The sequence below is a fragment of the Pseudomonas fitomaticsae genome (genome assembly GCF_021018765.1).
Taxonomy (GTDB): Bacteria; Pseudomonadota; Gammaproteobacteria; order Pseudomonadales; family Pseudomonadaceae; genus Aquipseudomonas; species Aquipseudomonas fitomaticsae.
Map to the genome: position 1 here is coordinate 446,785 of NZ_CP075567.1, position 23,094 is coordinate 469,878.

Here is a 23,094-nt window from a genome sequence, read left to right on the forward strand (position 1 = left end):
CATATCCCATACAAAGGAGCAGCACCATGAGCGCATCCCTGCGTAGCGTTGACGGTCAGGACGAAACCACCATCTTGCGTGAAATCCAGAGCGCCCTGCGCGACCTGCGTTTCGGCGCGGTGGAAATCACTGTGCACAACGCCCAAGTCGTCCAGATCGAACGCAAAGAGAAATTCCGTCTGCAGCAACCGGGCAACAAGCAGGCCTGAAGATCGCATCTGCGACAGCTCCTGCAGGGGGCCATGCGCAGGAGTTGCCGCAGGCGCGATCACTGAATGAGCAACCCGATTCCCGCAATACATAAGAAAAAGCCACCACCAAGAATTCCAGGAGCTTTCACCATGTCGTCGATTCGCCGTTACGCTTTGGCCGCCCTGGCCAGTGCCGTGTTTGCCGGTTCCGCGGTTGCCAAGGATTACGAACTGCTCAACGTGTCGTATGACCCGACCCGCGAGCTGTATCAGGATTACAACGCCGAATTCGTGAAGTACTGGCAGGCAGAGCACGCCGGCGACACCGTGAAAATCCAGCAATCCCACGGCGGTTCGGGCAAGCAGGGCCGTGCGGTGATCGACGGTCTGCGCGCTGACGTCGTGACTCTGGCTCTGGCTGGCGACATCGACGAAATCGCCAAGCTCGGCAAGACCCTGCCAGCCGACTGGCAGACGCGTCTGCCGGATGCGAGCACTCCGTACACCTCGACCATCGTGTTCCTGGTGCGCAAGGGCAATCCGAAAGGCATCAAGGACTGGGGCGACCTGGTCAAGAACGACGTCTCGGTGATCACTCCGAACCCGAAAACCTCCGGCGGTGCGCGCTGGAACTTCCTCGCGGCGTGGGCCTACGGCCTGAAAGCCAACGGCGGCAACGAAGCCAAGGCCAAGGAATACGTACAGACCCTGTTCAAGCACGTGCCGATTCTGGACACCGGCGCCCGTGGCTCGACCATCACCTTCGTCAACAACGGTCAGGGTGACGTGTTGCTGGCCTGGGAAAACGAAGCCTTCCTGGCGCTGAAAGAAGACGGCGGCAAGGACAAGTTCGACATCGTCGTGCCTTCGCTGTCGATCCTCGCCGAACCACCGGTGGCGGTGGTCGACAGGAACGCCGAGAAGAAGGGCAACGAGCAGATCGCCGAAGCCTACCTCAAGCACTTGTACAGCCCGGCCGGCCAGGAAATCGCGGCGAAGAACTTCTACCGTCCGCGTGACAAGGACGTGGCAGCCAAGTACGCCCAGCAGTTCCCGAAACTGGAACTGGTGACCATCGACAAGGACTTCGGCGGCTGGAAAACCGCGCAGCCGAAATTCTTCAACGACGGTGGCGTGTTCGACCAGATCTATCAGGCGCAGTAATCTGAAATAGGTCATAAACGAGCCCCGATTTAACCGTCGGGGCTTTGCGCGTTCTCAAACCAAGGACTTTTATGTCGCGTCGTATCTCCCCCGTCATACCCGGCTTCGGGCTGACGCTGGGCTACACCTTGGTGTACCTCAGCCTGATTGTGCTAATCCCGCTGGCGGCGATGTTCGTCCACGCCGCCCAACTCACCTGGGATCAGTTCTGGACGATCATCTCCGCGCCCCGCGTTCTCGCTGCACTGAAGCTGAGCTTCGGCACCGCACTGTGCGCCGCGATCATCAATGGCATCATCGGCACGTTGCTGGCCTGGGTGCTGGTGCGCTACACGTTCCCGGGACGCAAGGTGATCGACGCGATGATCGATCTGCCGTTCGCCCTGCCGACCGCCGTGGCCGGTATTGCGCTGACGGCGCTGTACACGCCGACCGGGCTGGTCGGGCAGTTCGCCGCCGACCTCGGATTCAAGATCGCCTACACCCCGCTCGGGATCACCCTGGCGCTGACCTTCGTGACCCTGCCGTTCGTGGTGCGCACGGTGCAGCCGGTGCTGGCCGACATTCCGCGTGAAGTCGAAGAAGCCGCCGCGTGCCTCGGTGCCAAACCATTGCAGGTGTTCCGCCACATCCTGCTGCCGGCGCTGTTGCCGGCCTGGCTGACCGGTTTTGCGCTGGCGTTTGCCCGGGGCGTCGGCGAGTACGGTTCGGTGATTTTCATCGCCGGCAACATGCCGATGAAAACCGAGATCCTGCCGCTGCTGATCATGGTCAAGCTCGACCAGTACGATTACACCGGCGCTACCTCCATCGGCGTGTTGATGCTGGTGGTTTCCTTCGTCCTGTTGCTGCTGATCAACTTGCTGCAGCGGCGCATCGAAACCCCATAAGGAGGCGCGAACCATGTCCCAATCGTCTATTGCGGCCGCTTCCTCGGCCAACGCCGCCCGCCGTGGCAGTGCCACTTCGCGGCGAATCCTGATCGGCCTCGGCTGGCTGATTTTTTTCCTGTTTCTGGTGCTGCCGCTGTTCATCGTGGTGTCGCAGGGTTTGAAGAACGGCCTCGGTGCGTTCTTCACTGCGATTTTTGAACCGGATGCCTTGTCGGCCCTGAAACTCACCGTGATTGCGGTGCTGATTTCGGTGCCGCTGAACCTGGTGTTCGGTGTCAGCGCCGCGTGGTGCGTGAGCAAATACTCGTTCCGCGGCAAGAGTATGCTGGTGACGCTGATCGACCTGCCGTTCTCGGTGTCGCCGGTGATCGCAGGTCTGGTCTACGTGTTGATGTTCGGCGCCCAGGGCCTGTTCGGGCCGTGGCTGCAGGATCACGACATCCAGATCGTCTTCGCCCTGCCGGGCATCGTGCTGGCGACGATCTTCGTCACCGTGCCGTTCGTGGCCCGTGAGCTGATCCCGCTGATGCAGGAGCAAGGCACTCAGGAAGAGGAAGCCGCGCGTCTGCTCGGCGCCAATGGCTGGCAGATGTTCTGGCACGTGACCGTCCCCAACATCAAATGGGGCCTGATCTATGGCGTGGTGCTGTGTACCGCGCGGGCCATGGGTGAGTTCGGTGCGGTGTCGGTGGTTTCCGGGCACATTCGCGGGGTGACCAACACCTTGCCGCTGCACGTCGAGATCCTCTACAACGAATACAACCACGTGGCCGCGTTCGCCGTGGCGAGCCTGTTGCTGATCCTGGCGCTCTTCATCCTGCTGCTCAAGCAGTGGAGCGAAAACCGTATCAACCGCCTGCGCGCCAGCGCCGCGGAGGAATAATTCATGTCGATCGAAGTGCGTAACGTCAGCAAGAATTTCAATGCGTTCAAGGCGCTGGACAACATCAGCCTGGACATCCACAGCGGCGAGCTGGTGGCGCTGCTTGGCCCGTCCGGCTGCGGCAAGACCACCTTGCTGCGCATCATTGCCGGTCTGGAAACCCCGGATAACGGCAACATCGTGTTCCACGGCGAAGACGTGTCCGGCCACGACGTGCGGGATCGCAACGTCGGTTTCGTGTTCCAGCACTACGCCCTGTTCCGCCACATGACGGTGTTCGACAACGTCGCGTTCGGCCTGCGCATGAAGCCGAAAAACCAGCGCCCGACTGAAAGCCAGATCGCGACCAAGGTTCACGAGCTGCTGAACATGGTGCAACTGGACTGGCTGTCGGATCGTTATCCGGAGCAGTTGTCCGGTGGCCAGCGTCAGCGTATCGCTCTGGCCCGTGCGCTTGCGGTGGAGCCGAAAGTGCTGCTGCTCGACGAGCCGTTCGGCGCCCTCGACGCCAAGGTGCGTAAAGAGCTGCGCCGTTGGCTGGCGCGCCTGCACGAAGACATCAACCTGACCTCGGTGTTCGTGACCCACGACCAGGAAGAGGCGATGGAAGTGGCCGATCGCATCGTAGTGATGAACAAGGGTGTGATCGAGCAGATCGGCTCACCGGGTGATGTCTACGAAAACCCGGCCAGCGATTTCGTCTATCACTTCCTCGGCGATTCGAACCGTCTGCATCTGGGGGATGACAACCACGTGTTGTTCCGCCCGCACGAAGTGTCGCTGTCGCGGCATGAACTGGAGGATCACCATGCTGCTGAAGTCCGCGATATCCGGCCGCTGGGTGCGACCACGCGGGTGACGTTGAAGGTGGAAGGCCAGACGGATCTGATCGAGGCGGAAGTGGTGAAAGATCACGACAGCCTGACCGGGTTGGCGAAGGGGGAGACGTTGTTCTTCAAGCCGAAGGTCTGGCAGAAAGTCGCGAACCTCTAAAAGCATCGCTCGTTCCCACGCCAAGTGTGGGAACGAGCGAATCAGCCTGTGGTTCAGACAGCCGCACGATTCGGATTGACCCGCACCACACCCGCCCGCGCCTCGATCTGCTCTTTCAGCTCATGCCGCATCCCGAGCATGAACGCCAGTTCGGCCACCACAAACAGTGGCCCGACAATCAGTCCGCTCAAGTCATCGACAAACGCCGGTTTGCGCCCTTCATAGTGGTGGCCGACAAACTGGATCGCCCAACCAATCACAAACATCGCCAGACCTGCACTCAGCCAGACCATGGTGCTCTGCTGCGCCAGGACATGCCCGGCCCAGACCGACAGCCCCATCAACACGGTCATCAGAACCCCGAGCTTCAGCTCCAGACGCAGGTAAAACCACGCCGAAGCAAGGGCAGCGATCACTGCCGGGGAAATCCACAATCCGCCCACCGACCATTCCGGCCGCGACAACAGCACGGCCACCGCCACCACAATCAGCGGAATCCCGATAAAGTGGCTGGCGATGTTGCGCGGGTCACGGTGGTAAGCGGCGTATTGACTCAAATGATCGACGAGGCTTTTCATTGTTGTTCCTCCTGTAGGGTGATCGAATCATGCCCCGGGTTCACGGCTCGCTCTGTCAGGCAGGCGACAATCTTTAGGAGAACGCATGGATAAGGTCTGGCGCGAGCGCCTGCTGACCGGGCAATGGTTCAGTCATCTGCCGTTGTCCTTTCAGGATAGTCTGCTGGCGGCGGCCCGGGAGCGGCGGCTGGCGGCGGGGCAGCGCTTGTTCCAGCGCGGTGATGCGCCGTGCGGGCTGTACGCGGTGCTCGACGGCGCGGTGCGCATCGGCGCGGTCAGCGAGCAGGGCAAGGAGGCGTTGCTGAGTCTGGTGGAGGCGCCGCACTGGTTTGGCGAAATCTGCCTGTTCGACGGCCAGCCTCGCACCCACGATGCCTACGCGGTCGGGCCTTGCACCCTGCTGAACATTCCCCAGGCCACGCTGCTGAAACTGCTCGACGAACACCCCGTCTACTGGCGGCATCTCGCTCTGTTGATGAGCCACAAACTGCGCCTGACCTTCATCAACCTCGAACAGTTGAGCCTGCTGCCGGCCCCGGCGCGTCTGGCCCATCGCTTGCTGATGATTGCAGAAGGCTACGGCGAACTGGATCCGCCACGCCGAGTGCTGCAACTGCCTCAGGAACAGCTGGCGTCGATGCTGTCGCTGTCGCGGCAGACCACCAACCAGATCCTCAAGGAGTTGCAGGGGCAGGGGATTATCGGCTTGAGTTACGGCGAGATCGAAATCCTCGACGCCGCGCGATTGCGCGCGCTGGCGACCCTCTGAAGAACACGTGTTCCCCTGTGGGAGCGGGCTTGCTCGCGAAGGCGGTGGGTCAGCTGACACATCATGAACTGACACACCGCCTTCGCGAGCAAGCCCGCTCCCACATTGGATCGATGTTGTTTCTACGAACCGCGATAGGTCGAGAAGCCATACGGGCTCAGCAGCAACGGAATGTGATAGTGCTGATCCGTCTGCTTCACTTTAAAGATCACCGGAATCTCCGGGAAAAACGTCTCGTGCTTCGTCTTCTCGAAGTACTCGCCAGTCTTGAATACCACTCGATATTCACCCGCCTCGAACGGTTTGTTCGCCGGGAACAGTTCGGCGATCCGCCCCTGTTCATTGGTAGTGCCCTGCGCCAGCGGCTGCCAGTCCTGGCCGACATGACGTTCCAGCGTCACGTTGATGCCCGGCGACGGCAGGCCGTTTTCCAGATTGAGTACATGCACGCTCAGCGGGTTGCCGGCGGCCAGCGCCAGGCTCGAAAAAGCGCTCAGGCCAAGCGCGGCGAAAGTCATGCGCAGTGGGGTCATGGTGATGCTCCTGGGTTCAAGTACGGTTGATGGACAGGCCAACGATGTCGGCAGCCTTGATCGCGCAGTTTTCGTCCTGCTCGCCGCCGCCGGAACCGGCCACGCCCATGGCGCCGACCAGTTCCTTGCCAGCGAACAGCGGGATGCCGCCGCCGAGTAACAGCAATTCATCGAGGGTGTTGAGGTTGGCGGTTTCCGGGTTGCTTCGGGCGCGCTCGGCGAACAACCGGGTCGGGGTTTTCGTCGACAGCGCGGTGTAGGCTTTGCGTTGGCTGGCGGCGGTGTTGTGCGGGCCGATACCGTCGCCGCGCAAGGTCACCAACAGGTTGCCGCCACGGTCGAGCACTGACACCGTGGCCATGCAGTTTTCCAGCGCTGTGTTGGCAAGCAGCCGTGCGGTTTTCAGATCGAGATCGGCGTGCCGGGGCAACTCAGGCGCAGCGAGCGCGGCAGTGCCGAGGCTGATTGCCAGGCTGGCAATCAAGTATTTAACGGTCATGGTCAGGCTCCAGAAGCGAAGGCCGCCACCTTATCCGCCGGTTCCCGTCGAAACCTCGTCAGCCGGATTACAAGTTTGTAATGGGCAATGCGGCCGAAGGGGCCTAGCCTGTGCCTCTGATCAATCGAGGTGTGCCATGCGTTTGCTGGTCGTAGAAGATGAAGCCAAAACCGCGAATTTCCTCGCCAAAGGGCTGGGCGAGTCGGGTTTTGCCGTGGATGTGGCGCTGAATGGCCTCGACGGACGTCACTTCATCGAGCAGCAGGAATATGACCTGATCATCCTCGACGTGATGTTGCCGGGCCTCAACGGCTGGCAATTGCTGCAGCTGATCCGCCAGCGCGGCGCCACGCCGGTGCTGTTCCTGACAGCAAAGGATGCGATCGAAGACCGCGTGCGTGGCCTCGAACTGGGGGCCGATGACTATTTGCTCAAGCCGTTCGCCTTCGCTGAATTGCTCGCGCGGGTACGGACGTTGTTACGGCGCGGGCCGATGCGCGAAGCCGAGTCGTACAGCATCGCCGATCTGGAGATCGACGTGCTGCGCCGCCGGGTCAGCCGTGGCGGCCAGCGCATCGCTCTGACCAACAAGGAATTCGCCCTCCTGCATTTGCTCGCCAGCCGTCAGGGTGAAGTACTGTCGCGCACGCTGATTGCTTCGCAGGTGTGGAACCTGAATTTCGACAGCGACACCAACATGGTCGAAGTCGCGGTGCGTCGGCTGCGCTCGAAAGTCGATGATCCGTACATGCCCAAACTGATCCACACCGTGCGCGGGGTCGGCTATCAACTTGAAGCGCCTGACGATGCGCGCTAGATCCATCGCCTGGCGCCTGGCCCTGGCGTTCGCCGCCGTCTGTGCGTTGGTACTCAGCGCGATCGGCGTGTTCCTGTATCGCTCGCTGGCATCGGAAATCGCCTGGCGCGACGACATGGCGTTGCTCGGTCGTCTGGAACAGGTACGCGCATTGCTCGCCGACAGTGACAGCCTCGACGCCTTGCAGGCGCGGCCACGGCTGTACCAGAACATGCTTGGCAATCTCGACAGTCTGCTGCTGGTGCAACGCGCGGACGGCTCGAATGTGATCACGATCAACCCTCGCCAACGCGCACTGCCGTTGGTGCAGGCCATCCCCCGAGACCGGCCTCCGCAACGCAGCGATGTGCTGACCTGGCAGGCGGCGGATGGTGTCGAGCTGGCCCTGTTGTCAGGTCAGGCCCAAGGGCCGAACGGCGAAGCGCTGACCGTGATCGCCGGCAAGGTCTTGAGCGAGCGCGAGCAGATGCTCGGCAGCTATCGCCTGCGCTTGTATCTGGCCGTCGGCCTTGGTGCCGTACTCGCCTTCACGTTGGGCCTGGTGCTGTTGCGCCGTGGTTTGCAGCCTCTGCGCAAACTGAGTGAAGCGCTGCGCGGCATCGACCTGCGCAGCCTCGACCAACGCGTGCCTACCGCCGGCACGCCAGCGGAATTGCTGGAGCCGGTGCACGCGCTGAACGGCATGCTGGTGCGACTGGACGACGGCTTCCAGCGCCTCTCTCAGTTTTCCGCCGACCTCGCCCACGAAATCCGCACGCCCCTGCACACCTTGCTCGCCAGCAACGGCCAGGCACTGAATTACCCGCGCAGCAGCACCGAGTATCAGGAAGTGCTGGCCTCAAACATGGAAGAGTTCGAACGGCTCAAGCGCATGGCCGAAAACCTGATGTTTCTCGCCCGCGCCGAGCAAGCTGAGCGAGCGCTCGATCTGCGCACGCTGGAACTGCACGAAATCGGCGATGAGTTGTGCGACTACTTCGAGGCCTTGGCCGATGACCGTGAAATCCGCCTCGAAAACACGTTCAGTGGAGAGTTGCTGGCGGATCAGCAACTGCTGCAACGCGCCTTGGGCAACCTGTTGGCCAACGCCGTACGTCATGCCGATGCCGGCTCGGTTATCAGTCTGCGCCGCCGCGATGAGTCAGGCATGTGCTGGCTGCAAGTCCACAACCTCGGCCCGGTCATCGCGGATGAGCATCTGGGCAAACTGTTCGACCGCTTCTACCGCGTCGACCCGTCCCGCGCGGAGCCGGGAGACTCCGGCGGCTTGGGACTGGCGATTGTGCAGTCGATCATGCAGTTGCATGGGGGGCGGGTGCGGGTGAGTAGTGATGCGCAGGCAACGGCTTTTGAGCTTGGATTTGTAACCAGTCGGTAATCGACCCGCACATGCCGTCTCATCTGAGCTAGACTCGCCTAGAATTGGCATCAAATACGATGCATATATTTTTAATTACGTTTTATTGCATTGCATATAATGCACTGGTGTGTCATGGAACAGTTGGGCGAACTGATCAGAACTCTGCGCAAAGCGCAAAAACTCTCGCAACAGGCGCTGGCGCAACGTTACGGCATGAGCCGCGCCACCATTTCGGGTATCGAAAACAATACGATTTCTGAAATTGGTCTGCGCAAAGTCGAGGCGATCCTCAACGGCTTTGGCTATGAGCTGACGGCGGTTCCCGTGAGAGCGCAACGCCCGACACTCGACGCGTTGCAGAAGGTCAATTTCCATGACTGAGCCCACAGATCGCTTGCGCATCACCGTCGCTGACAGCCCGGTCGGAACGCTCGGTCGAGGGCAGCCGGGGATGGACAGTGTATTCAGCTATCGCGAGGACGCCATCGACGAAAATGCGGTGTCGCTGACAATGCCGACCCGGCTGGAGAGCTACGGCTGGGAGCGGGGCATTCATCCTGTCTTCGAAATGAATCTGCCGGAAGGCGCGCTGCGCGATGAGCTGGTTCGACGCTTCAGTAAGGCCGTGCGCGGTTTTGATGATTTCGCCTTGCTCGCTATTGTCGGACCGCATCAGTTGGGACGGCTGGCGATTACCAGCGAGTCGGCAACCGAGCGTCATCCCGAAACATCATTGGCCGAGCTTCTGGTGCATGACGGTGCCCAGGGACTGTTCGATGACTTGCTACAGAAGTACGGCCAATACTCCGGGGTTTCGGGCGTGCAACCCAAAGTGCTGGTGCGCGATAGCGCGGCAGCAGTTGATCGCCTGACTCACCGAGGCTCCACACATCTGGTCAAAGCCTTCCGTCCCGAAGAGTTTCCCGAGCTGGCGACCAACGAGTACTTCTGTATGCGCGCCGCAGCGCTTAGCGGACTAGAAGTGCCAAAGTTTGAATTGAGTGAGCAGGGCAAGTTTCTGGTGGTCGAGCGTTTTGACCTGATTGAGCATGGCTATCTGGGTTTCGAGGACTTTTGCGTACTTAACGGCTGGCCTTCCAGAGCCAAATACGATGGCTCTTACGAAGGCGCTGCCCGACAGATCAAGGCCTTTGTTTCGCCTGCGCTGTTGAGTCAGGCGCTGGAAGCTTTTTTCAAGATCGTGGCGCTGTCAGCGGGACTGAAAAACGGCGATGCGCACCTGAAGAACTTCGGTGTGCTGTATGACCATTGCGGTGCGCAGGCTTCGATCCGGCTGGCCCCGGCCTACGACATCATCACCACATCGGTTTACATCAGGAACGACAGCCTGGCCTTGCTGCTGGGCGGGTCGAAGGCATGGCCCAAACACAAGGCGCTCATCCGCTTCGGTCGTACGGCGTGCAATCTCACTGAAGGTCGCTGCAATGAACTACTGCAGCAGGTTGTTCATGGCATGCAGAAGGTGATGGAGGAAATGCTTGAGCATTGCCGAACCCATCAGTCATTCGCCGTGGTGGGTACGGCAATGATCGAGCAGTGGGAGTCCGGGATTGAACGCAGTCTGACCAAGGGTTGAATTCCCCATGTGCGCTCAACGCAACTGATCCCGAAACTGCCCCGGTGTCATCCCCGTCCAGCGTTTGAACGCGCGGCTGAAGCTGCTGGTGTCGGCAAATCCCAACAGATAACTGACCTCGCTCAGCGAGCATTGCGGATCGCGCAGGTGCAGCAGTGCGAGGTTTTCGCGGCTTTCATTCAGCAGGGTGTCGAAGCGACAACCCTCGTCCGCCAAGTGCCGTTGCAGGCTGCGCAGGCTCAGGTGCAGAGCCTGGGCGATGCGTTCGGCGCTGGGTTCGCCCTCGGGCAGTTGTTCTTCGATAGCGTCGCGCACCTTGCGCTCCCAGGTCAGGGGCTTGAGCTGGGCGAGGGTGCGTTTGAGCACCGCTTCGTTGTGCTCGGCCAGTTCCGGGTTGGCGTCGTCGAGGTGGCTGTCGAAGTCGGTGAGGGCGAATTCGATGCGGTCTTCTTCGGCGGAAAAATGCACCGGCGAGCGGAACACCTTGTGCCATTGATGGGCATCGACCGGTTCCGGGCGGCGCAGGTACACCGCCAGCGGCGCGTAGTCGCGGCCCAGGCGATTGCGGCAGGTGCGCACGTAGATCGCGGCAAACGCGTCGATGGCCTCGAAGGCGGGCGCCGGGTTGTCGGCCGGAATTTTCAGGCGAAACCGATAGCGGTCTTCGGTGCGGGTCAGCTCCAGTTCCAGCGCGTCGCTGACCACCTGGTGATAACGCACGATCCGCTCGAACACTTCCCGCAGGCTGCCGCTGGCCACCAACGCATAGCCCAACGCGTGAAACGTCGTGGGGCTGACAAACCGCGAGACCCGCAAACCGATCGCCGGATCACCGCTGACCTTCACCGCGATTTCCCACAGGCGGGTGGTGGCGGACAACGGATAGCGGGCTTTCGGGTCGTCCATCAGTTGCGGATCAAGCCCGGCCTGCTGGCACAGGGCAGTGCTGTCCAGTCCCAGCGCGTCGAGTTGCTTGCGCAGGGCACGGGTCCAGCTGGCGAGAGAAGTCGGTTCCTTCATGCTGATTGGCGCTTCCGGTCAACAGGTTGGCGTTCTCGGCTACCGCGTCCGGACCCTGCGCGGGGCAGGATGCGAACATCAATAACCAGAGGATGGAAGCATGGACCGTACTTCTGCAAGTCCCCAGCGACACAATGCTGCCCAGCGATCAGCGCATATTCGCGAAGTGGTGCTGGCCAAAGGCGTCGAGCTGCGCGAGCGCTACCCGATTCTCAAGCATCAGGACGCCCTCGGCGCGGGGATTCTAGCGTTTGCCCTGGCCGGGATGATCGGTTCGGCGGCGCTCTACATCACCGGGCACATGGCGTGGTGGGCGTGTCTGCTGCTCAACGCGTTTTTCGCCTCGCTCACCCATGAGCTCGAACACGACCTGATCCACAGCATGTATTTCCGCAAACAGCGCGTGCCGCACAACCTGATGATGGGCCTGGTATGGCTGGCGCGGCCGAGCACGATCAACCCGTGGATCCGTCGTCATTTGCACCTCAATCATCACAAGGTGTCCGGCACTGAAACCGATATGGAAGAACGGGCGATCACCAACGGCGAGCCGTGGGGTTTCGCGCGGTTGCTGATGGTCGGCGACAACGTGATGTCGGCGTTCATCCGCATGCTGCGGGCCAAGACCTGGGCGCATAAATTCAGCATCATCAAACGCACTTTGAAGGTCTACGCGCCTCTGGCGCTGGTGCATTGGGGGGCGTGGTATGTGTTTCTGGGATTCCATGCGGCCAATGGCGTCGCTTACTTGATGGGCTCGCCGATTGAATGGTCGGCGACCACGTTGTCGGTGATGCAGGTAATCGACATCGCCGCCGTGGTGATCATTGGCCCGAATGTATTGCGCACCTTCTGCCTGCACTTCATCAGCTCGAACATGCATTACCACGGGGATGTGGAGCCGGGCAATGTGCTTCAGCAATGTCAGGTGTTGAATCCGTGGTGGCTGTGGCCGTTGCAGGCGTTCTGCTTCAACTTTGGCAGCAGTCACGGGATTCATCATTTTGTGGTGAAGGAGCCGTTTTATATTCGCCAGTTGACGGTGCCGGTGGCGCATAAGGTGATGCGGGAGATGGGGGTACGGTTTAATGATTTCGGGACGTTTGGGCGAGCGAACCGGTTTGTTCGCAAGGAAAATGAAGGGTTGGCGGGTAAGGCAGTCGAGGTGAACTGACTTTGTGTTTTCGGCTGGAGATCCAGCCCTCACCCTAACCCTCTCCCGGAGGGAGAGGGGACTGAATGGGGGATATTGGAGAGGTACGCCGACGTGGACGAGCTTTACTGAATCCATAGTCGACTCGGTATTTCAGGTCGATGTATAGCGAAAGACACCTCGGTCAGCTCCCTCTCCCTCCGGGAGAGGGCTGGGGTGAGGGGGCTTTTGAGCTTGCCCTCAATCCGGCTGAAACGGCGACTCACTCAAAATCACCCCGGTCTCCTCCACATACCGCTGCCAATGCTCGATCAGCGCTTCAAGCTTCTGCGGCTGACTCGACGCCAAATCATGAATCTCCCCCGGATCACTCCCCAGATCATAAAGCTGCCAGGTCGCCGGCCCCACCGGCCCGGGAATCCACACCGCCTTCCACTGCCCCTGCCGAATCGCCCGGCGTCCGAACAATTCCCAGCCGGTGACGGTGTGTTCGTCATGCACCTGCGCTGTCTCGCCGGACAGGAAACCCAGCCACGACTTACCACGCAACGGCGCCACCGGTTTGCCGTGCCACTGCTTGCCCGGATGGCGCACGCCGGCCAGATCGAGGATGGTCGGCGTGATGTCCATCACCGTGCCGAAACCATGGCTGATCTGCCCCTTCAGCGGCAGTTGCGGATAGTGCAGCAGCGCCGGAACGCGAATCCCGCCCTCGGTGGTGAACGCCTTGAACAGGCGTGACGGCGCGGTCGCCACCTGCGCCCAGTTCGGGCCGTACCAGACGTAGGAATTGGCGCGGCCGATGTTGTCGAGGCTGTTGTCGTAATGCTGGCTCAGATACGTCACCAACTCCGGACCGAATTTCGGGAAGGCCTCCAGCAGCGCGCCTTCGGCACCGTTGTCGGACATGAACAGGATGAAGGTGTTGTCGAGCTGGCCCTGCTGGCGCAGGTAATCGACGACGCGACCGATGTTCCAGTCCATGCGCTCGACCATCGCGGCGTAGACCTCCATCGCCCGCGCGGAAATCTGCTTCTGCTCATTACTCAACGCGGCCCACTGCGCGGTCAGCTGGATCAGCGGATGCGGTTCGACATCCGGCTCGATCAATCCCAGCGATTTGAGTTTTTCCAGACGCTCGAGGCGTAGCACTTCCGGCCCCGCGTCGTAGCGGCCACGGTATTTTTCGACGATGTCGGCGGGCGCCTGCAACGGCCAGTGCGGCGCGGAAAACGGCAGGTACGCGAAGAACGGCCGGCTCTGGTCACGCTCCTTGAGGTACTGCAACAGCTTGTCGCCGAAGGCGTCGGAGGAATAGAAATCCTTCGGCAATTCGTCGATGAATGTGTCGTCCTCGATGTACAGCGCCGGAGTGGATTTCAGCAGGCCGGGCGTGTGTTCATCGTAGGTCGGTTCGAATCCGTAGTGATTCGCCGCGCCGGGCAACAGCGAGAATGAGCGCTCGAAACCACGGGCGTGGGGCGCCAGTTCGGCGGTCAGGCCCAGGTGCCATTTGCCGCTCATCAACGTCTGGTAACCGGCCTCGCGCAGCAACTCCGGCAACGCGACGACACGGTCGTTGAGGTAGCCCTCGTAACCCGGTTTGCCGATCAGTTCCGGGGTCAGGGTTTCGGCCATGGTGCCGATGCCGGCGATATGGTGATCAGTGCCGGTGAGCAGCATCGAGCGGGTCGGCGAGCAGGTTGGTGCGGTATGAAAATCGGTCAGGCGCAAGCCGTTGTTGGCCAGGGCATCGAGGTTCGGCGTGGCGATTTCGCCGCCGAAGGCACCGATGTCGGAGAAGCCGAGGTCATCGGCCAGAATCACCAGAAAGTTGGGACGTTGCGGCATCAACAGGCTCCTGTTCAGCAGGCAATGAACGACAGCGGCAGATCGCGGATCTGCACCGGTGCGCTCGGTTGGTAATGGTCGTCACTGGTCAGCTCGTGCAGCAGTTCTTCGCGCAGCTGGTGGAAGTCGAAACTGCTGCGCTGGCGCGGATGGGGCAGGGCGATGTCCACCACCTGTTTGATCCGGCCGGGGCGCGGTTCCATCACCACCACGCGGTCGGCGAGGAAAATCGCTTCCTCGACATCGTGGGTGACCAGAATCGTGGTGATCTTCGCCCGCTCGCGAATCGCCAGCAGCTCGTCCTGCATCTGCTGGCGGGTCAGCGCGTCGAGGGCGCCGAAAGGTTCGTCGAGTAACAGGATCCGTGGGCTCGCCACCAGCCCGCGAGCAATCGCCACGCGCTGGGCCATGCCACCGGAGAGTTGGTGTGGGTAGGCGCGGGTGAAGTCGCGCAGGCCTACCAGTTCGATGAAGTCGTTGATGCGTTGCTGCTTTTCGGAGGCAGCCAGCGGCTCGTTGACCAGGCCCAGGCCGATGTTGTCGGCCACCGTCAGCCACGGGAATAAACGGTGTTCCTGAAACACGATGCCGCGCTCGCCACCGATCCCGCTGACGGCTTTGCCATCGACCGTGATCTGCCCGCGAAACTGGGTGTCGAGGCCCACCAGCAAACGCAGCAGGGTGGATTTGCCGCAGCCGCTGGAGCCGACGATGGCGACGAATTCGCCCTCGGCAATGTCGAGGTTGAATTCGCGAATCGCCTCCAGTTCGAAACCGTCGACGTCGAAGGATTTGCCTACATGGTTGAAGCTGACAATCGGTGCGTTCATGCGTGTCTCCAGCGGGTGGCGCGGATTTCCAGGCGTTGGCCAATGAGGTTGAGCAGGGCGCCGGTGAGGCCGACCAGCAGCATCCCGGCCATGATCAGGTCCATGCGCAGCAGTTGTTGGGCGCCGATCATCTGGCTGCCGATGCCGCCGTTGGACGGCATGAAATATTCGGCGCCGATGGTGCCGAGCCAGGCGTAGATCAGGCTCAGGCGCAGGCCGGCGAAAATCCCCGGCGCGGCGCCCGGCAGTACCAGTCGCCGCAGGCGTTGAGCGAGGCTCAGGCGCAGGACCTGCGCGGCTTCGTTGAGTTGCGGCGAGAGGTTGGCGACGCTGCGTTGAGTCGCGACGAACAACGGAAAGAAAGCGGCGAGGGAGACGAACACCCACTTGGCCAGTTCGCCCAGACCGAACCATGCGGTCAGCAGCGGCACCCAGGCGAAAATCGCGATCTGGCGCAGGGCGGCGAGGGTCGGGCCGAGCACGCGTTCGCTGGTACGCGACAGACCCAGCAGCAATCCCAGCACGAGGCCGAGGCAGCCGCCAATCAACAAGCCACCGAGTGTGCGGCCCAGGCTCAGGGCCATGCCTGAAATCAACGTGCCGTCGAGCAATCCGTTTTTCGTCGCCTCAAGCACTACCCACGGGCTGACCAGGATGTTGGCGTCGACCCACTGTTGATCGACTGCCAGTTGCCACAGCGCAAACAGTGCCAGTGGCAGCAGCCACGGCTGCACGCGCTGCCAGCCTTCATAGCACGGGCCGCGACGAATTTCTGCCGTGGCAGGATGTGGCCAGTGCACCAGTTTCCTGTCCAGCAGACCGATGCCGCGATCCATCGCCACGCCGATCAGACCGATCACCACGATGCACACGAAGACGATGTCGAGCATGAACAGCTGCCGGGCCCAGACCATCAGGTAACCGATGCCTTCGCTGGAGGCCAGCAGTTCGACGGCGAGCAACGAAGTCCAGCCAGCGGCCAGTGCCAGGCGTACGCCGGCCATGAATGCGGGGAGGGCGGCGGGCAGTACCAGTCGGCGAATCAGCAGGCGTGGCGGCAAACGTAAAACAGCGGCGGCTTCGCGCAGTTTCGGTTGTGCGTCACGCACGCCGACCAGCGTGTGCAAGGTCACCGGCACTACGATGGCCTTGATCAGCACCACCAGTTTCAGCGTTTCGCCGATGCCGAAAAACACCATGAACAGCGGAATCCACGCCAGCGTCGGCACCTGGGCCAGGCCGGCGAAAGTCGGGAAGATCAGGCGTTCGAGGCGACGGCTGAAGCCCAGCGCCGCACCGAGTACCGCGCCGGCGGTAACGCCCGCCAGCAAGCCCCAGAACAAACGTTGCAGGCTGATCCACAAGTGACTCCACAACTCGCCCTGGGACAGCTCGATCGCGCTGTTCCACACCAGTGACGGCGCCGGCAGAATCTGTTCGCTCATCCATTGGTTGCGTGCAGCCAGCCACCACAGGGCGAACAGTCCGAGCGGCAATATCCAGGGTAAAACGCGGTGGCTCAGGCTTGGCCAGGTGCGCCGGCTTTTCAACGGCGGTGCGGCCAGTGGCAGGCTGAGCAGGGATTCACGGGCCATGGTGACCTCCGTTGTCGGGTTGGATCGAGTCAGCGGAATTAGCTAAAAACCAATCGTTATAAGCGAGTTAGAAAATAATCATTTTGGAGATAAGCAGCGCCATTTAAGGCCTCCAGCCCTGCGCGCATCCAATGCATTCGAAGAATATTTTCGATGCTCTCCATGCATACGGCTCTGCATGTCCCGACTTTGTTGGCTTAGCTTGAAAAGCTATAAAAATGTGCTTTTTAAGTATTTAAGCGCTGATACGGATTGCGCCTACTTTCGGCTCCTCAATGCCCGCCGTGATCAGGAGCCGCACCCATGAACCTTCCCTTCAAACGTGTCATCAGTCTGTTTGCCGCGCCGGCACTGGCGGGTCTGCTGGCGTTCTCTGTCCAGGCCGACGAGCTCAAGGAAATCAGGATTGCCGTGCCTGATCTGAGCGCGGGTACTCAACACAGCGGCGGGGGTATCGTGGACGTGCTGCGCGATCAGCAGATCTTCGAAAAGGCCTTCGCCGATCAGGGCATCAAGATTCAGTGGAGCTTCTTCAAAGGCGCCGGACCTGTGATCAACGAGGCGTTCGCCAACGGTCAGGTCGATTTGGCCTATCTGGGGGATCTGGCGGCCATCATCGGCAAGTCCAACGGACTGGATACGCGCCTGCTCAGCGCCAGCGCCCGGGGTGTGAAGCAATACCTGGGCGTGGTGCCGGGTTCGGGGATCAAGACGTTGCAGGATCTCAAAGGCAAACGCGTGGCGATCTTCCGGGGCACCGCGACTCAGTTGTCGTTCGATGCGGCGCTGGCCAGCGTGGGCCTGAGCGAGAAAGACGTGAAAGTGATCAACCTCGATTTCAACGCAGCGGTTGCCGCGCTGGCGGCGAAGCAGATCGATGCGTCGTGGGGCAGCTCCGGGCTGACTGCATTGCAGGCCAAAGGCTTGGCCGAGTTGCCTCTGAACACCAAGGATCTCGGTGGCGCTGGCAGTGTGCAGGCCGTTCTCCTGGGCACCGGTAAATTTGTCGATGCGCATCCGGACGTCGTGGCAAAACTGCTCAAGGCCCAGCAGCAGGCGGTGGAGTGGCTGACTCAGGACAGCAACAAGGACGCTTACGTGCAACTGGTCTCGGGGCTCGCTAGTTATCCGCCGGTGATCCTGACCCAGGATCTGAAGGATCAGAACCTGAGCGAAGTATTCCCGTCGACACTGGACCCGCTGTTCCTCGAAAACCTGCAGGGCAAGGTGGATCTGGCGGCGCAGCAGAAGCTGATCCGCAAGCCGTTCAAGGTGACCGAGTGGGTAGCGCCTGAGCTGGCGGCTGCGAAGCTTTGAGTGATAGGGTCATTCCCACCTGGAGCGTGGGAATGACCCTCAAACCGCGACGCTGATTTCCTGTTTATCCACCGCCACCAACGTCTCGATCATCGCCCGCGCCGCCGGTGAAAGCCGGAATCCCGTGCGACTGACGATCCCGCACCGCGCATTCATGCTCTCCAGGTTCTGCGGCAGATTGCGCCAGTGCAGCAGCGCCAGCGAACCCTGAGCGATGTCCTCGACAAACGCCTCTTCAGTACCCACGCCGATCGCGTTGGATTGCAGCACCACTTTCACCAGCGCCGGAAAATGCTCGGTCTCGATGGTCGGGGAAAAATCGATCCGCCCGCTGAGATTCGCCAGCAGTTTGCGAATGCCCGGCGGGATCAGCGTGGTCGCCAGCGGGTAGTCGAACATGTCGTTGGTCGACAGGCTTTCCTTGGCCAGCAGCGGATGCCCCGGCCGGCAGAAAAACACCCCGCGCTTGGGCGTCAGCGGTTGGGTCTGGAAGTTCGGGTCGGACTCGAAATGGCGGATGTCGGCGATGAAGAATTCGATCTCTTCGCGGCTCAGGGCGCGGCTGAGTTTTTCCCAGTTATCCACCTGAAAACAGGTGCGCACTTTCGGGTGTGCATTGATGAATTGCGCCACTGCGTCCGGCACCAGTTTCACCGCCGGCGCCGGGCCGCAACCGAAGTGCAGTTCGCCGGCATCGAGCTTGGTCATCTGTGTCACCTCGGCGCTGAGCAACGCCGCGCCCTGCACCAGGGTCAGGGCGTGTTGCAGCACCACCTGGCCTTCGGGCGTGGGGCGCAGATCCTTGTTGCCGCGATCCACCAGCACGCAGCCGAACTCCTGCTCCAGCCCTTGGATGCTGCGACTGAACGCCGGTTGAGTGATGCCCATGGCGTCGGCCGCGCGGACAAAACTGCGGTGTTCGTTGAGGGCGATGAAGTAGCGCAACTGGCGAAGATCCATATGCTTTTCCGGCATCCTAAAAATAGCTCGAAGGCATTTGCGACGAGGTTGCTTGAGGTTTTAAATGCAAGCTCTTATTCCGTCAACGAAGCATGTGAATATCTATTAGATGTAAATGGAATATAGATAGAGCGTTGTTTCGCTGCCGTCCAACCGCAAGCAGTCGATGAGGGTCTACCCATGAGCAATGCCGCACTCGCTGTAAAACCCGCTGTCCACGCGCTGGACATTCATCCGGTGGCCGGCCGTATCGGCGCCGAAATCCGTGGTGTGCACTTGTCCGGTGAGCTGGATGCCGCGACGGTTGAAGCCATTCAACAGGCGCTGATTCAGTACAAGGTCGTGTTCTTCCGCGAGCAGACCCAGCTCGACGATCAACGTCAGGAAGCCTTCGCGCACCTGCTCGGCGAGCCCGTGGCGCATCCGACCGTGCCGTCCCGCGAGGGCACCCGTTATCTGCTGGAGCTGGACGGCGCCGAAGGGCAGCGCGCCAACTCCTGGCACACCGACGTGACCTTCGTCGATGCCTACCCGAAAGCCTCGATCCTGCGTTCGGTGGTGGCTCCGGCGTTCGGTGGCGACACGCTGTGGGCGAACACCGCGACGGCGTACAACGAACTGCCGACTGAATTGCGTGAGCTGGCCGACAAACTGGTGGCCGTGCACAGCAACGAGTACGACTACGCCGCCGTGAAGCCGGACGTGTCGGCGGAGAAGCTCGAGCGCTATCGCAAGATCTTCACCTCGACGGTTTACGAGACCGAGCACCCGGTGGTTCGCGTGCACCCGATCAGCGGCGAAAAGAGCCTGCTGCTGGGGCACTTCGTCAAACGCATCAAGGGCTATTCCCAGGCCGATTCGGCGCACCTGTTTGGCTTGCTGCAAAGTCATGTGATCCGCCAGGAGAACGTCGTGCGCTGGCGCTGGAAGGCCGGTGATGTGGCGATCTGGGATAACCGCTCGACGCAGCATTATGCGATTGATGATTACGGTACTCAGGATCGTGTGGTGCGTCGGGTGACGCTCAAAGGGGAAGTGCCGGTCGGGGCGAATGGGCAGCGTAGTCAGACCATCAAAGGCGCAGAAATCGTCGGCGTCTGATCGGGCCTCATCGCGAGCAGGCTCGCTCCCACAGGTTTGCGGTCTACACAAATCCTGTGGGAGCTGGCTTGCCAGCGATGCTTTCAATCACCAAACGCCAATCTGCACCATTTTCTCGGTCTCCGGCTCGCCATAACGAAACCGCTGCCCGCGCAAATCAATCTCCTGATGACTGATGGTCGTGCGGCGCTTCAACCCGCGCACCCACTCGAACAGATACCCCGCATGTTCCTCGCGCACCGCCGCATACGCCGGATCCGCGCCCAGATCCTGCAACTCCTGCGGATCATTCAACAGGTCGAAAAGCTGCGGCCGGAAGCCGTCGTACGCCAGGTATTTCCAGCGCTCGCTGCGCACCATGGTCATGCGGCAACGGTCTATCGGCTGGCCCAGTCGCTCCCGTGCCGGGGCCTGGAAGGCATAGTCGTATTCGCTGATCGCATAGCGGCGCCAGTCAGGGTTTTCACCGTGCAGCAGCGGAATCAGCGAGCGACCTTCCAGGCGATGCTCGGCGCCAGTCACGCTCAGCGCTTCGAGAAAGGTCGGCACGCCGTCGATGGTTTCCGCCAGGCGTTCATCGACCGTGCCCCGTGTGACATCCGCCGCCGCACGCGGGTCGCGCACGATCAATGGCACGCCTACCGCCTGCTCCAGCAGAAACTCCTTCTCCCCTAGCCAGTGATCGCCCAGAAAGTCGCCGTGATCGCTGGTGAACACGATCAGCGTGTCCTCCCAGCGTCCGTTGCTTTGCAGGAAATCGAACAGCCGCCCCAACTGGTCATCGACCTGTTTGACCAGGCCCATGTACGTCGGGATCACGTTCAGTCGTACCGGATCTTTGGAGAAATTCAGGCTTTCCTCATGCTGGCGAAAGGCCTGATAGACCGGATGATCGCTTGGAGAGGCATTACGTACCGGTTCGAGAATCGATTTCGTACTGTACAAAGTGTGGTACGGCGCCGGTACGATGTAGGGCCAGTGGGGTTTGATATAGGACAGGTGTAAAAACCACGGTTTTTCACCTTGCTCACCGATGAAGTCGATGGCTCGATTTGTAGTGTAGACAGTCTCTGAATGTTGCTCGGGAATTCGCGCTGGCAAATGGGCATTGCGCATTTTCCAGCCGCTGAGGATTTCGCCGTTGTCGCCTTCTGCCGCGTTGGCCCAGTCGTGCCAGGGGTTACGCCCTTCGAAACCCTGCTCGCGCAGGTAATGGGTGTAGGGAGCGGATTCGCGTTTGTCATCGAACAGCGGGTCGTCGGGGAATATGCCGTCGTGACGGAAGTACGGCTCGAAGCCGACTTCGTTGAGCACTTCGGCCTGGGCGCTTTCAGGGTTGATCGCCAACCGCTGCAAGGCATCCACGTTGGCCGTGGCGTGGGTCTTGCCGACCAGCGCAGTACGAATGCCGTGGGGACGCAGGTAATCACCGATGGTCAGTTCTTCCAGCGGCAGCGGCACCGCGTTCCACGTCACTTGATGGCTGCTGACATAGCGTCCGGTGTAGGCCGACATTCGCGACGGCCCGCAGATCGTGCCCTGTGTATAAGCGCGGCTGAAGCGCACGCCGGCGGTGGCCAGGCGATCGATGTTCGGGGTGTGCAGGTGTGGGTGGCCGTAGCAGGACAGGTAATCGCGGCGCAGTTGATCGCACATGATGTACAGCACGTTGCGCACAGGGTTTTGCAGGTTGGACATGGGGTTCACCAGTCAGAAAGACAGGCGAGGTTTTTCGCTTTCGGCGAGGGTGTTCGGCAAGTGCATTCGGGGAATGTGTTTCATGCAAGAAATGCATCGGCGCCTGTACTGGCCTCTTCGCGAGCAAGCCCGCTCCCACAGGAGTACGCGTTCCAAATGTGGGAGCGGGCTTGCTCGCGAAGGCGGTGCGTCAGACGGCAAAATTGTCCAGTGAACACAGTTCTTCTTCCACCGCATCGATCGCCTTGATCTGCTCGATCATCGCCTCGGCCAACGGCGACAGGCGATACCCGGCGCGGCTGACAATTCCGTAACGGGTGTAAAGCTCCTCCAGATCATCCGCCAACCCTTCGACCTTCAAGCACATCAGCTCACCCCGTGCCTGGTGCAGCGCATCCGAATAGGCGCCGACGATGCCGATCGCATCGGAGCGCAACACCACGCCGAGCAGGCTGGCGCTGTTTTCGCACTCTACATTCGGAACGAAATCCGGGCGGCCACTGAGGTCGACGATGACCTTGCGCAGGTTTGGCGGGCGAATGCTGACGGCCAGTGGATAACTCATCAATTGCTCGGCGGTGACCCGATCCGATGCGGCCAGCGGATGCCCGGCGCGGCAGCAGAAATGCCATTTGCGCGGTCGCAAGCGGTGGGTCAGATAGTCCGGATCTGCCTCGAAGTGCCGAGTGTCGGCGACGAAGAATTCGAACTCTTCGCTCAGCAGCCGTTTGCTCAGACTCTGCCAGTCATCGACCTGGTAATGCACCCGCGCTTTCGGGTATCGACCGATGAAGCTGCCGATCGCTCGCGGGATCAATCCTGCCGCCGGCGCCGGGCCACAACCGAAGCGTAATTCCCCCGCCTCCAGCCCGTTGAACTGGCTGATCTCGTTGGCCATCTGCTGCGCACCGCTGACCAGCCGCCGCGCATGTTCAAGCAGCACCTGGCCCTGTTTGGTCGGCGGCAATTCCTTGCGCCCGCGATCCACCAACTGGCAACCGACGCTGTGCTCCAGCGCCTGAATGCTGCGGCTGAACGCCGACTGCGACAGGTTCACCGCCTGCGCGCCGGCGACGAAGCTGCGTTGTTCGGCGAGGGCGATGAAGTGTCTGAGTTGGCGCAAGTCGATATGCATTTTTCACATAAAAAATATCCGGGAAATGCATTGGATATGCATTAGGTCGACTCCTTATAAAGGCAATCTCTTATGCAGTAAATCTTTGTAAAAACATAAATAAATAACTTAAAAGAATATGCGGCACGGAAGATGCCTGCGTGTTTTTTGACCAGGA

At 60.9% G+C, this 23,094-nt stretch carries 23 protein-coding genes; 13 read left to right on the forward strand and 10 right to left on the reverse strand.

Translation table 11 applies throughout. The annotated features are described in order from the left end of the window. Positions 1-26: 26 nt before the first annotated feature. The 5 genes from oscA to KJY40_RS01980 all read left to right on the forward strand — a co-directional run bounded on the left by oscA (position 27) and on the right by KJY40_RS01980 (position 4,124). Positions 27-209, forward strand: coding sequence for a sulfur starvation response protein OscA (oscA, locus tag KJY40_RS01960; protein ID WP_085712654.1), 183 nt, complete (start codon positions 27-29; stop codon positions 207-209). Between the two features lie 132 nt (positions 210-341). Next, positions 342-1,355 (forward strand): sulfate ABC transporter substrate-binding protein, encoded by a 1,014-nt coding sequence (locus tag KJY40_RS01965; RefSeq protein WP_230734661.1) that lies wholly within the window; start codon positions 342-344, stop codon positions 1,353-1,355. A gap of 71 nt (positions 1,356-1,426) precedes the next feature. Further along, on the forward strand, positions 1,427-2,245 hold the full coding sequence (gene cysT, locus KJY40_RS01970; protein ID WP_007952818.1) for a sulfate ABC transporter permease subunit CysT: 819 nt from the start codon (positions 1,427-1,429) through the stop codon (positions 2,243-2,245). Positions 2,246-2,258: 13 nt separating this feature from the next. After that, the gene (gene cysW / locus KJY40_RS01975; protein WP_007952817.1) at positions 2,259-3,131 is read left to right on the forward strand and encodes a sulfate ABC transporter permease subunit CysW; all 873 of its coding nucleotides are present in this window, start codon (positions 2,259-2,261) and stop codon (positions 3,129-3,131) included. Between the two features lie 3 nt (positions 3,132-3,134). Next, on the forward strand, positions 3,135-4,124 hold the full coding sequence (locus tag KJY40_RS01980; RefSeq protein WP_007952816.1) for a sulfate/molybdate ABC transporter ATP-binding protein: 990 nt from the start codon (positions 3,135-3,137) through the stop codon (positions 4,122-4,124). A gap of 53 nt (positions 4,125-4,177) precedes the next feature. Here KJY40_RS01980 and KJY40_RS01985 read toward each other — a convergent pair whose 3' ends face one another. Continuing rightward, positions 4,178-4,702 (reverse strand): Mpo1 family 2-hydroxy fatty acid dioxygenase, encoded by a 525-nt coding sequence (locus tag KJY40_RS01985; protein ID WP_230734663.1) that lies wholly within the window; start codon positions 4,700-4,702, stop codon positions 4,178-4,180. Between the two features lie 85 nt (positions 4,703-4,787). Between KJY40_RS01985 and KJY40_RS01990 the strand changes: the two genes are divergently transcribed. Next, on the forward strand, positions 4,788-5,471 hold the full coding sequence (locus tag KJY40_RS01990) for a Crp/Fnr family transcriptional regulator (RefSeq protein ID WP_230734665.1): 684 nt from the start codon (positions 4,788-4,790) through the stop codon (positions 5,469-5,471). A gap of 122 nt (positions 5,472-5,593) precedes the next feature. Here the strand turns inward: KJY40_RS01990 and uraH are convergent, their stop codons facing one another. Then, on the reverse strand, positions 5,594-6,004 hold the full coding sequence (gene uraH, locus KJY40_RS01995) for a hydroxyisourate hydrolase (RefSeq protein WP_007952813.1): 411 nt from the start codon (positions 6,002-6,004) through the stop codon (positions 5,594-5,596). 16 nt (positions 6,005-6,020) lie between these two features. Next, the gene (locus KJY40_RS02000; protein WP_230734667.1) at positions 6,021-6,503 is read right to left on the reverse strand and encodes a GlcG/HbpS family heme-binding protein; all 483 of its coding nucleotides are present in this window, start codon (positions 6,501-6,503) and stop codon (positions 6,021-6,023) included. Between the two features lie 136 nt (positions 6,504-6,639). On the opposite strand from KJY40_RS02000, the gene KJY40_RS02005 reads away from it, so the two are divergent. The 4 genes from KJY40_RS02005 to KJY40_RS02020 all read left to right on the forward strand — a co-directional run bounded on the left by KJY40_RS02005 (position 6,640) and on the right by KJY40_RS02020 (position 10,277). After that, positions 6,640-7,320 carry a heavy metal response regulator transcription factor gene (locus KJY40_RS02005; RefSeq protein ID WP_230734669.1) on the forward strand — a complete coding sequence of 227 codons (681 nt, stop codon included), beginning with the start codon at positions 6,640-6,642 and terminating at the stop codon, positions 7,318-7,320. Then, positions 7,310-8,698 carry a heavy metal sensor histidine kinase gene (locus KJY40_RS02010; RefSeq protein WP_230734671.1) on the forward strand — a complete coding sequence of 463 codons (1,389 nt, stop codon included), beginning with the start codon at positions 7,310-7,312 and terminating at the stop codon, positions 8,696-8,698. The genes KJY40_RS02005 and KJY40_RS02010 overlap by 11 nt, the downstream gene beginning before the upstream one ends. A 114-nt stretch (positions 8,699-8,812) precedes the next feature. Then, entirely contained in the window at positions 8,813-9,061 is a 249-nt protein-coding gene (locus KJY40_RS02015; protein WP_085746304.1) for a helix-turn-helix domain-containing protein, read from the forward strand. Then, positions 9,054-10,277 carry a type II toxin-antitoxin system HipA family toxin gene (locus tag KJY40_RS02020; RefSeq protein WP_230734673.1) on the forward strand — a complete coding sequence of 408 codons (1,224 nt, stop codon included), beginning with the start codon at positions 9,054-9,056 and terminating at the stop codon, positions 10,275-10,277. The genes KJY40_RS02015 and KJY40_RS02020 overlap by 8 nt, the downstream gene beginning before the upstream one ends. A gap of 15 nt (positions 10,278-10,292) precedes the next feature. Here the strand turns inward: KJY40_RS02020 and KJY40_RS02025 are convergent, their stop codons facing one another. Next, positions 10,293-11,297 (reverse strand): AraC family transcriptional regulator, encoded by a 1,005-nt coding sequence (locus KJY40_RS02025; protein ID WP_230734675.1) that lies wholly within the window; start codon positions 11,295-11,297, stop codon positions 10,293-10,295. 100 nt (positions 11,298-11,397) lie between these two features. On the opposite strand from KJY40_RS02025, the gene KJY40_RS02030 reads away from it, so the two are divergent. Continuing rightward, on the forward strand, positions 11,398-12,471 hold the full coding sequence (locus KJY40_RS02030; protein ID WP_230734677.1) for a fatty acid desaturase: 1,074 nt from the start codon (positions 11,398-11,400) through the stop codon (positions 12,469-12,471). Between the two features lie 219 nt (positions 12,472-12,690). On the opposite strand, the gene KJY40_RS02035 is transcribed toward KJY40_RS02030, so the two are convergent. From KJY40_RS02035 to KJY40_RS02045, 3 genes are read right to left on the reverse strand one after another with little or no spacing between them, the layout of a single operon-like run. Further along, positions 12,691-14,301 carry an arylsulfatase gene (locus tag KJY40_RS02035; RefSeq protein ID WP_230734679.1) on the reverse strand — a complete coding sequence of 537 codons (1,611 nt, stop codon included), beginning with the start codon at positions 14,299-14,301 and terminating at the stop codon, positions 12,691-12,693. A gap of 14 nt (positions 14,302-14,315) precedes the next feature. Then, positions 14,316-15,131 (reverse strand): ABC transporter ATP-binding protein, encoded by an 816-nt coding sequence (locus KJY40_RS02040; protein ID WP_085684248.1) that lies wholly within the window; start codon positions 15,129-15,131, stop codon positions 14,316-14,318. Next, positions 15,128-16,726 carry an ABC transporter permease gene (locus tag KJY40_RS02045; protein WP_230734681.1) on the reverse strand — a complete coding sequence of 533 codons (1,599 nt, stop codon included), beginning with the start codon at positions 16,724-16,726 and terminating at the stop codon, positions 15,128-15,130. The genes KJY40_RS02040 and KJY40_RS02045 overlap by 4 nt, the downstream gene beginning before the upstream one ends. Positions 16,727-17,029: 303 nt before the next feature. Between KJY40_RS02045 and KJY40_RS02050 the strand changes: the two genes are divergently transcribed. Further along, positions 17,030-18,043, forward strand: coding sequence for an ABC transporter substrate-binding protein (locus KJY40_RS02050; RefSeq protein WP_230734683.1), 1,014 nt, complete (start codon positions 17,030-17,032; stop codon positions 18,041-18,043). A 39-nt stretch (positions 18,044-18,082) separates the two neighbouring features. On the opposite strand, the gene KJY40_RS02055 is transcribed toward KJY40_RS02050, so the two are convergent. Beyond that, positions 18,083-19,003 (reverse strand): LysR family transcriptional regulator, encoded by a 921-nt coding sequence (locus KJY40_RS02055; RefSeq protein ID WP_039764497.1) that lies wholly within the window; start codon positions 19,001-19,003, stop codon positions 18,083-18,085. Positions 19,004-19,183: 180 nt separating this feature from the next. Here KJY40_RS02055 and KJY40_RS02060 point away from each other — a divergent pair, with 180 nt between their 5' ends. Then, the gene (locus KJY40_RS02060; RefSeq protein WP_007952791.1) at positions 19,184-20,104 is read left to right on the forward strand and encodes a TauD/TfdA dioxygenase family protein; all 921 of its coding nucleotides are present in this window, start codon (positions 19,184-19,186) and stop codon (positions 20,102-20,104) included. Between the two features lie 87 nt (positions 20,105-20,191). Here KJY40_RS02060 and KJY40_RS02065 read toward each other — a convergent pair whose 3' ends face one another. Further along, entirely contained in the window at positions 20,192-21,802 is a 1,611-nt protein-coding gene (locus tag KJY40_RS02065) for an alkaline phosphatase family protein (protein ID WP_230734685.1), read from the reverse strand. Between the two features lie 190 nt (positions 21,803-21,992). Further along, positions 21,993-22,937 (reverse strand): LysR family transcriptional regulator, encoded by a 945-nt coding sequence (locus tag KJY40_RS02070; RefSeq protein WP_230734687.1) that lies wholly within the window; start codon positions 22,935-22,937, stop codon positions 21,993-21,995. Positions 22,938-23,094 lie beyond the last annotated feature (157 nt).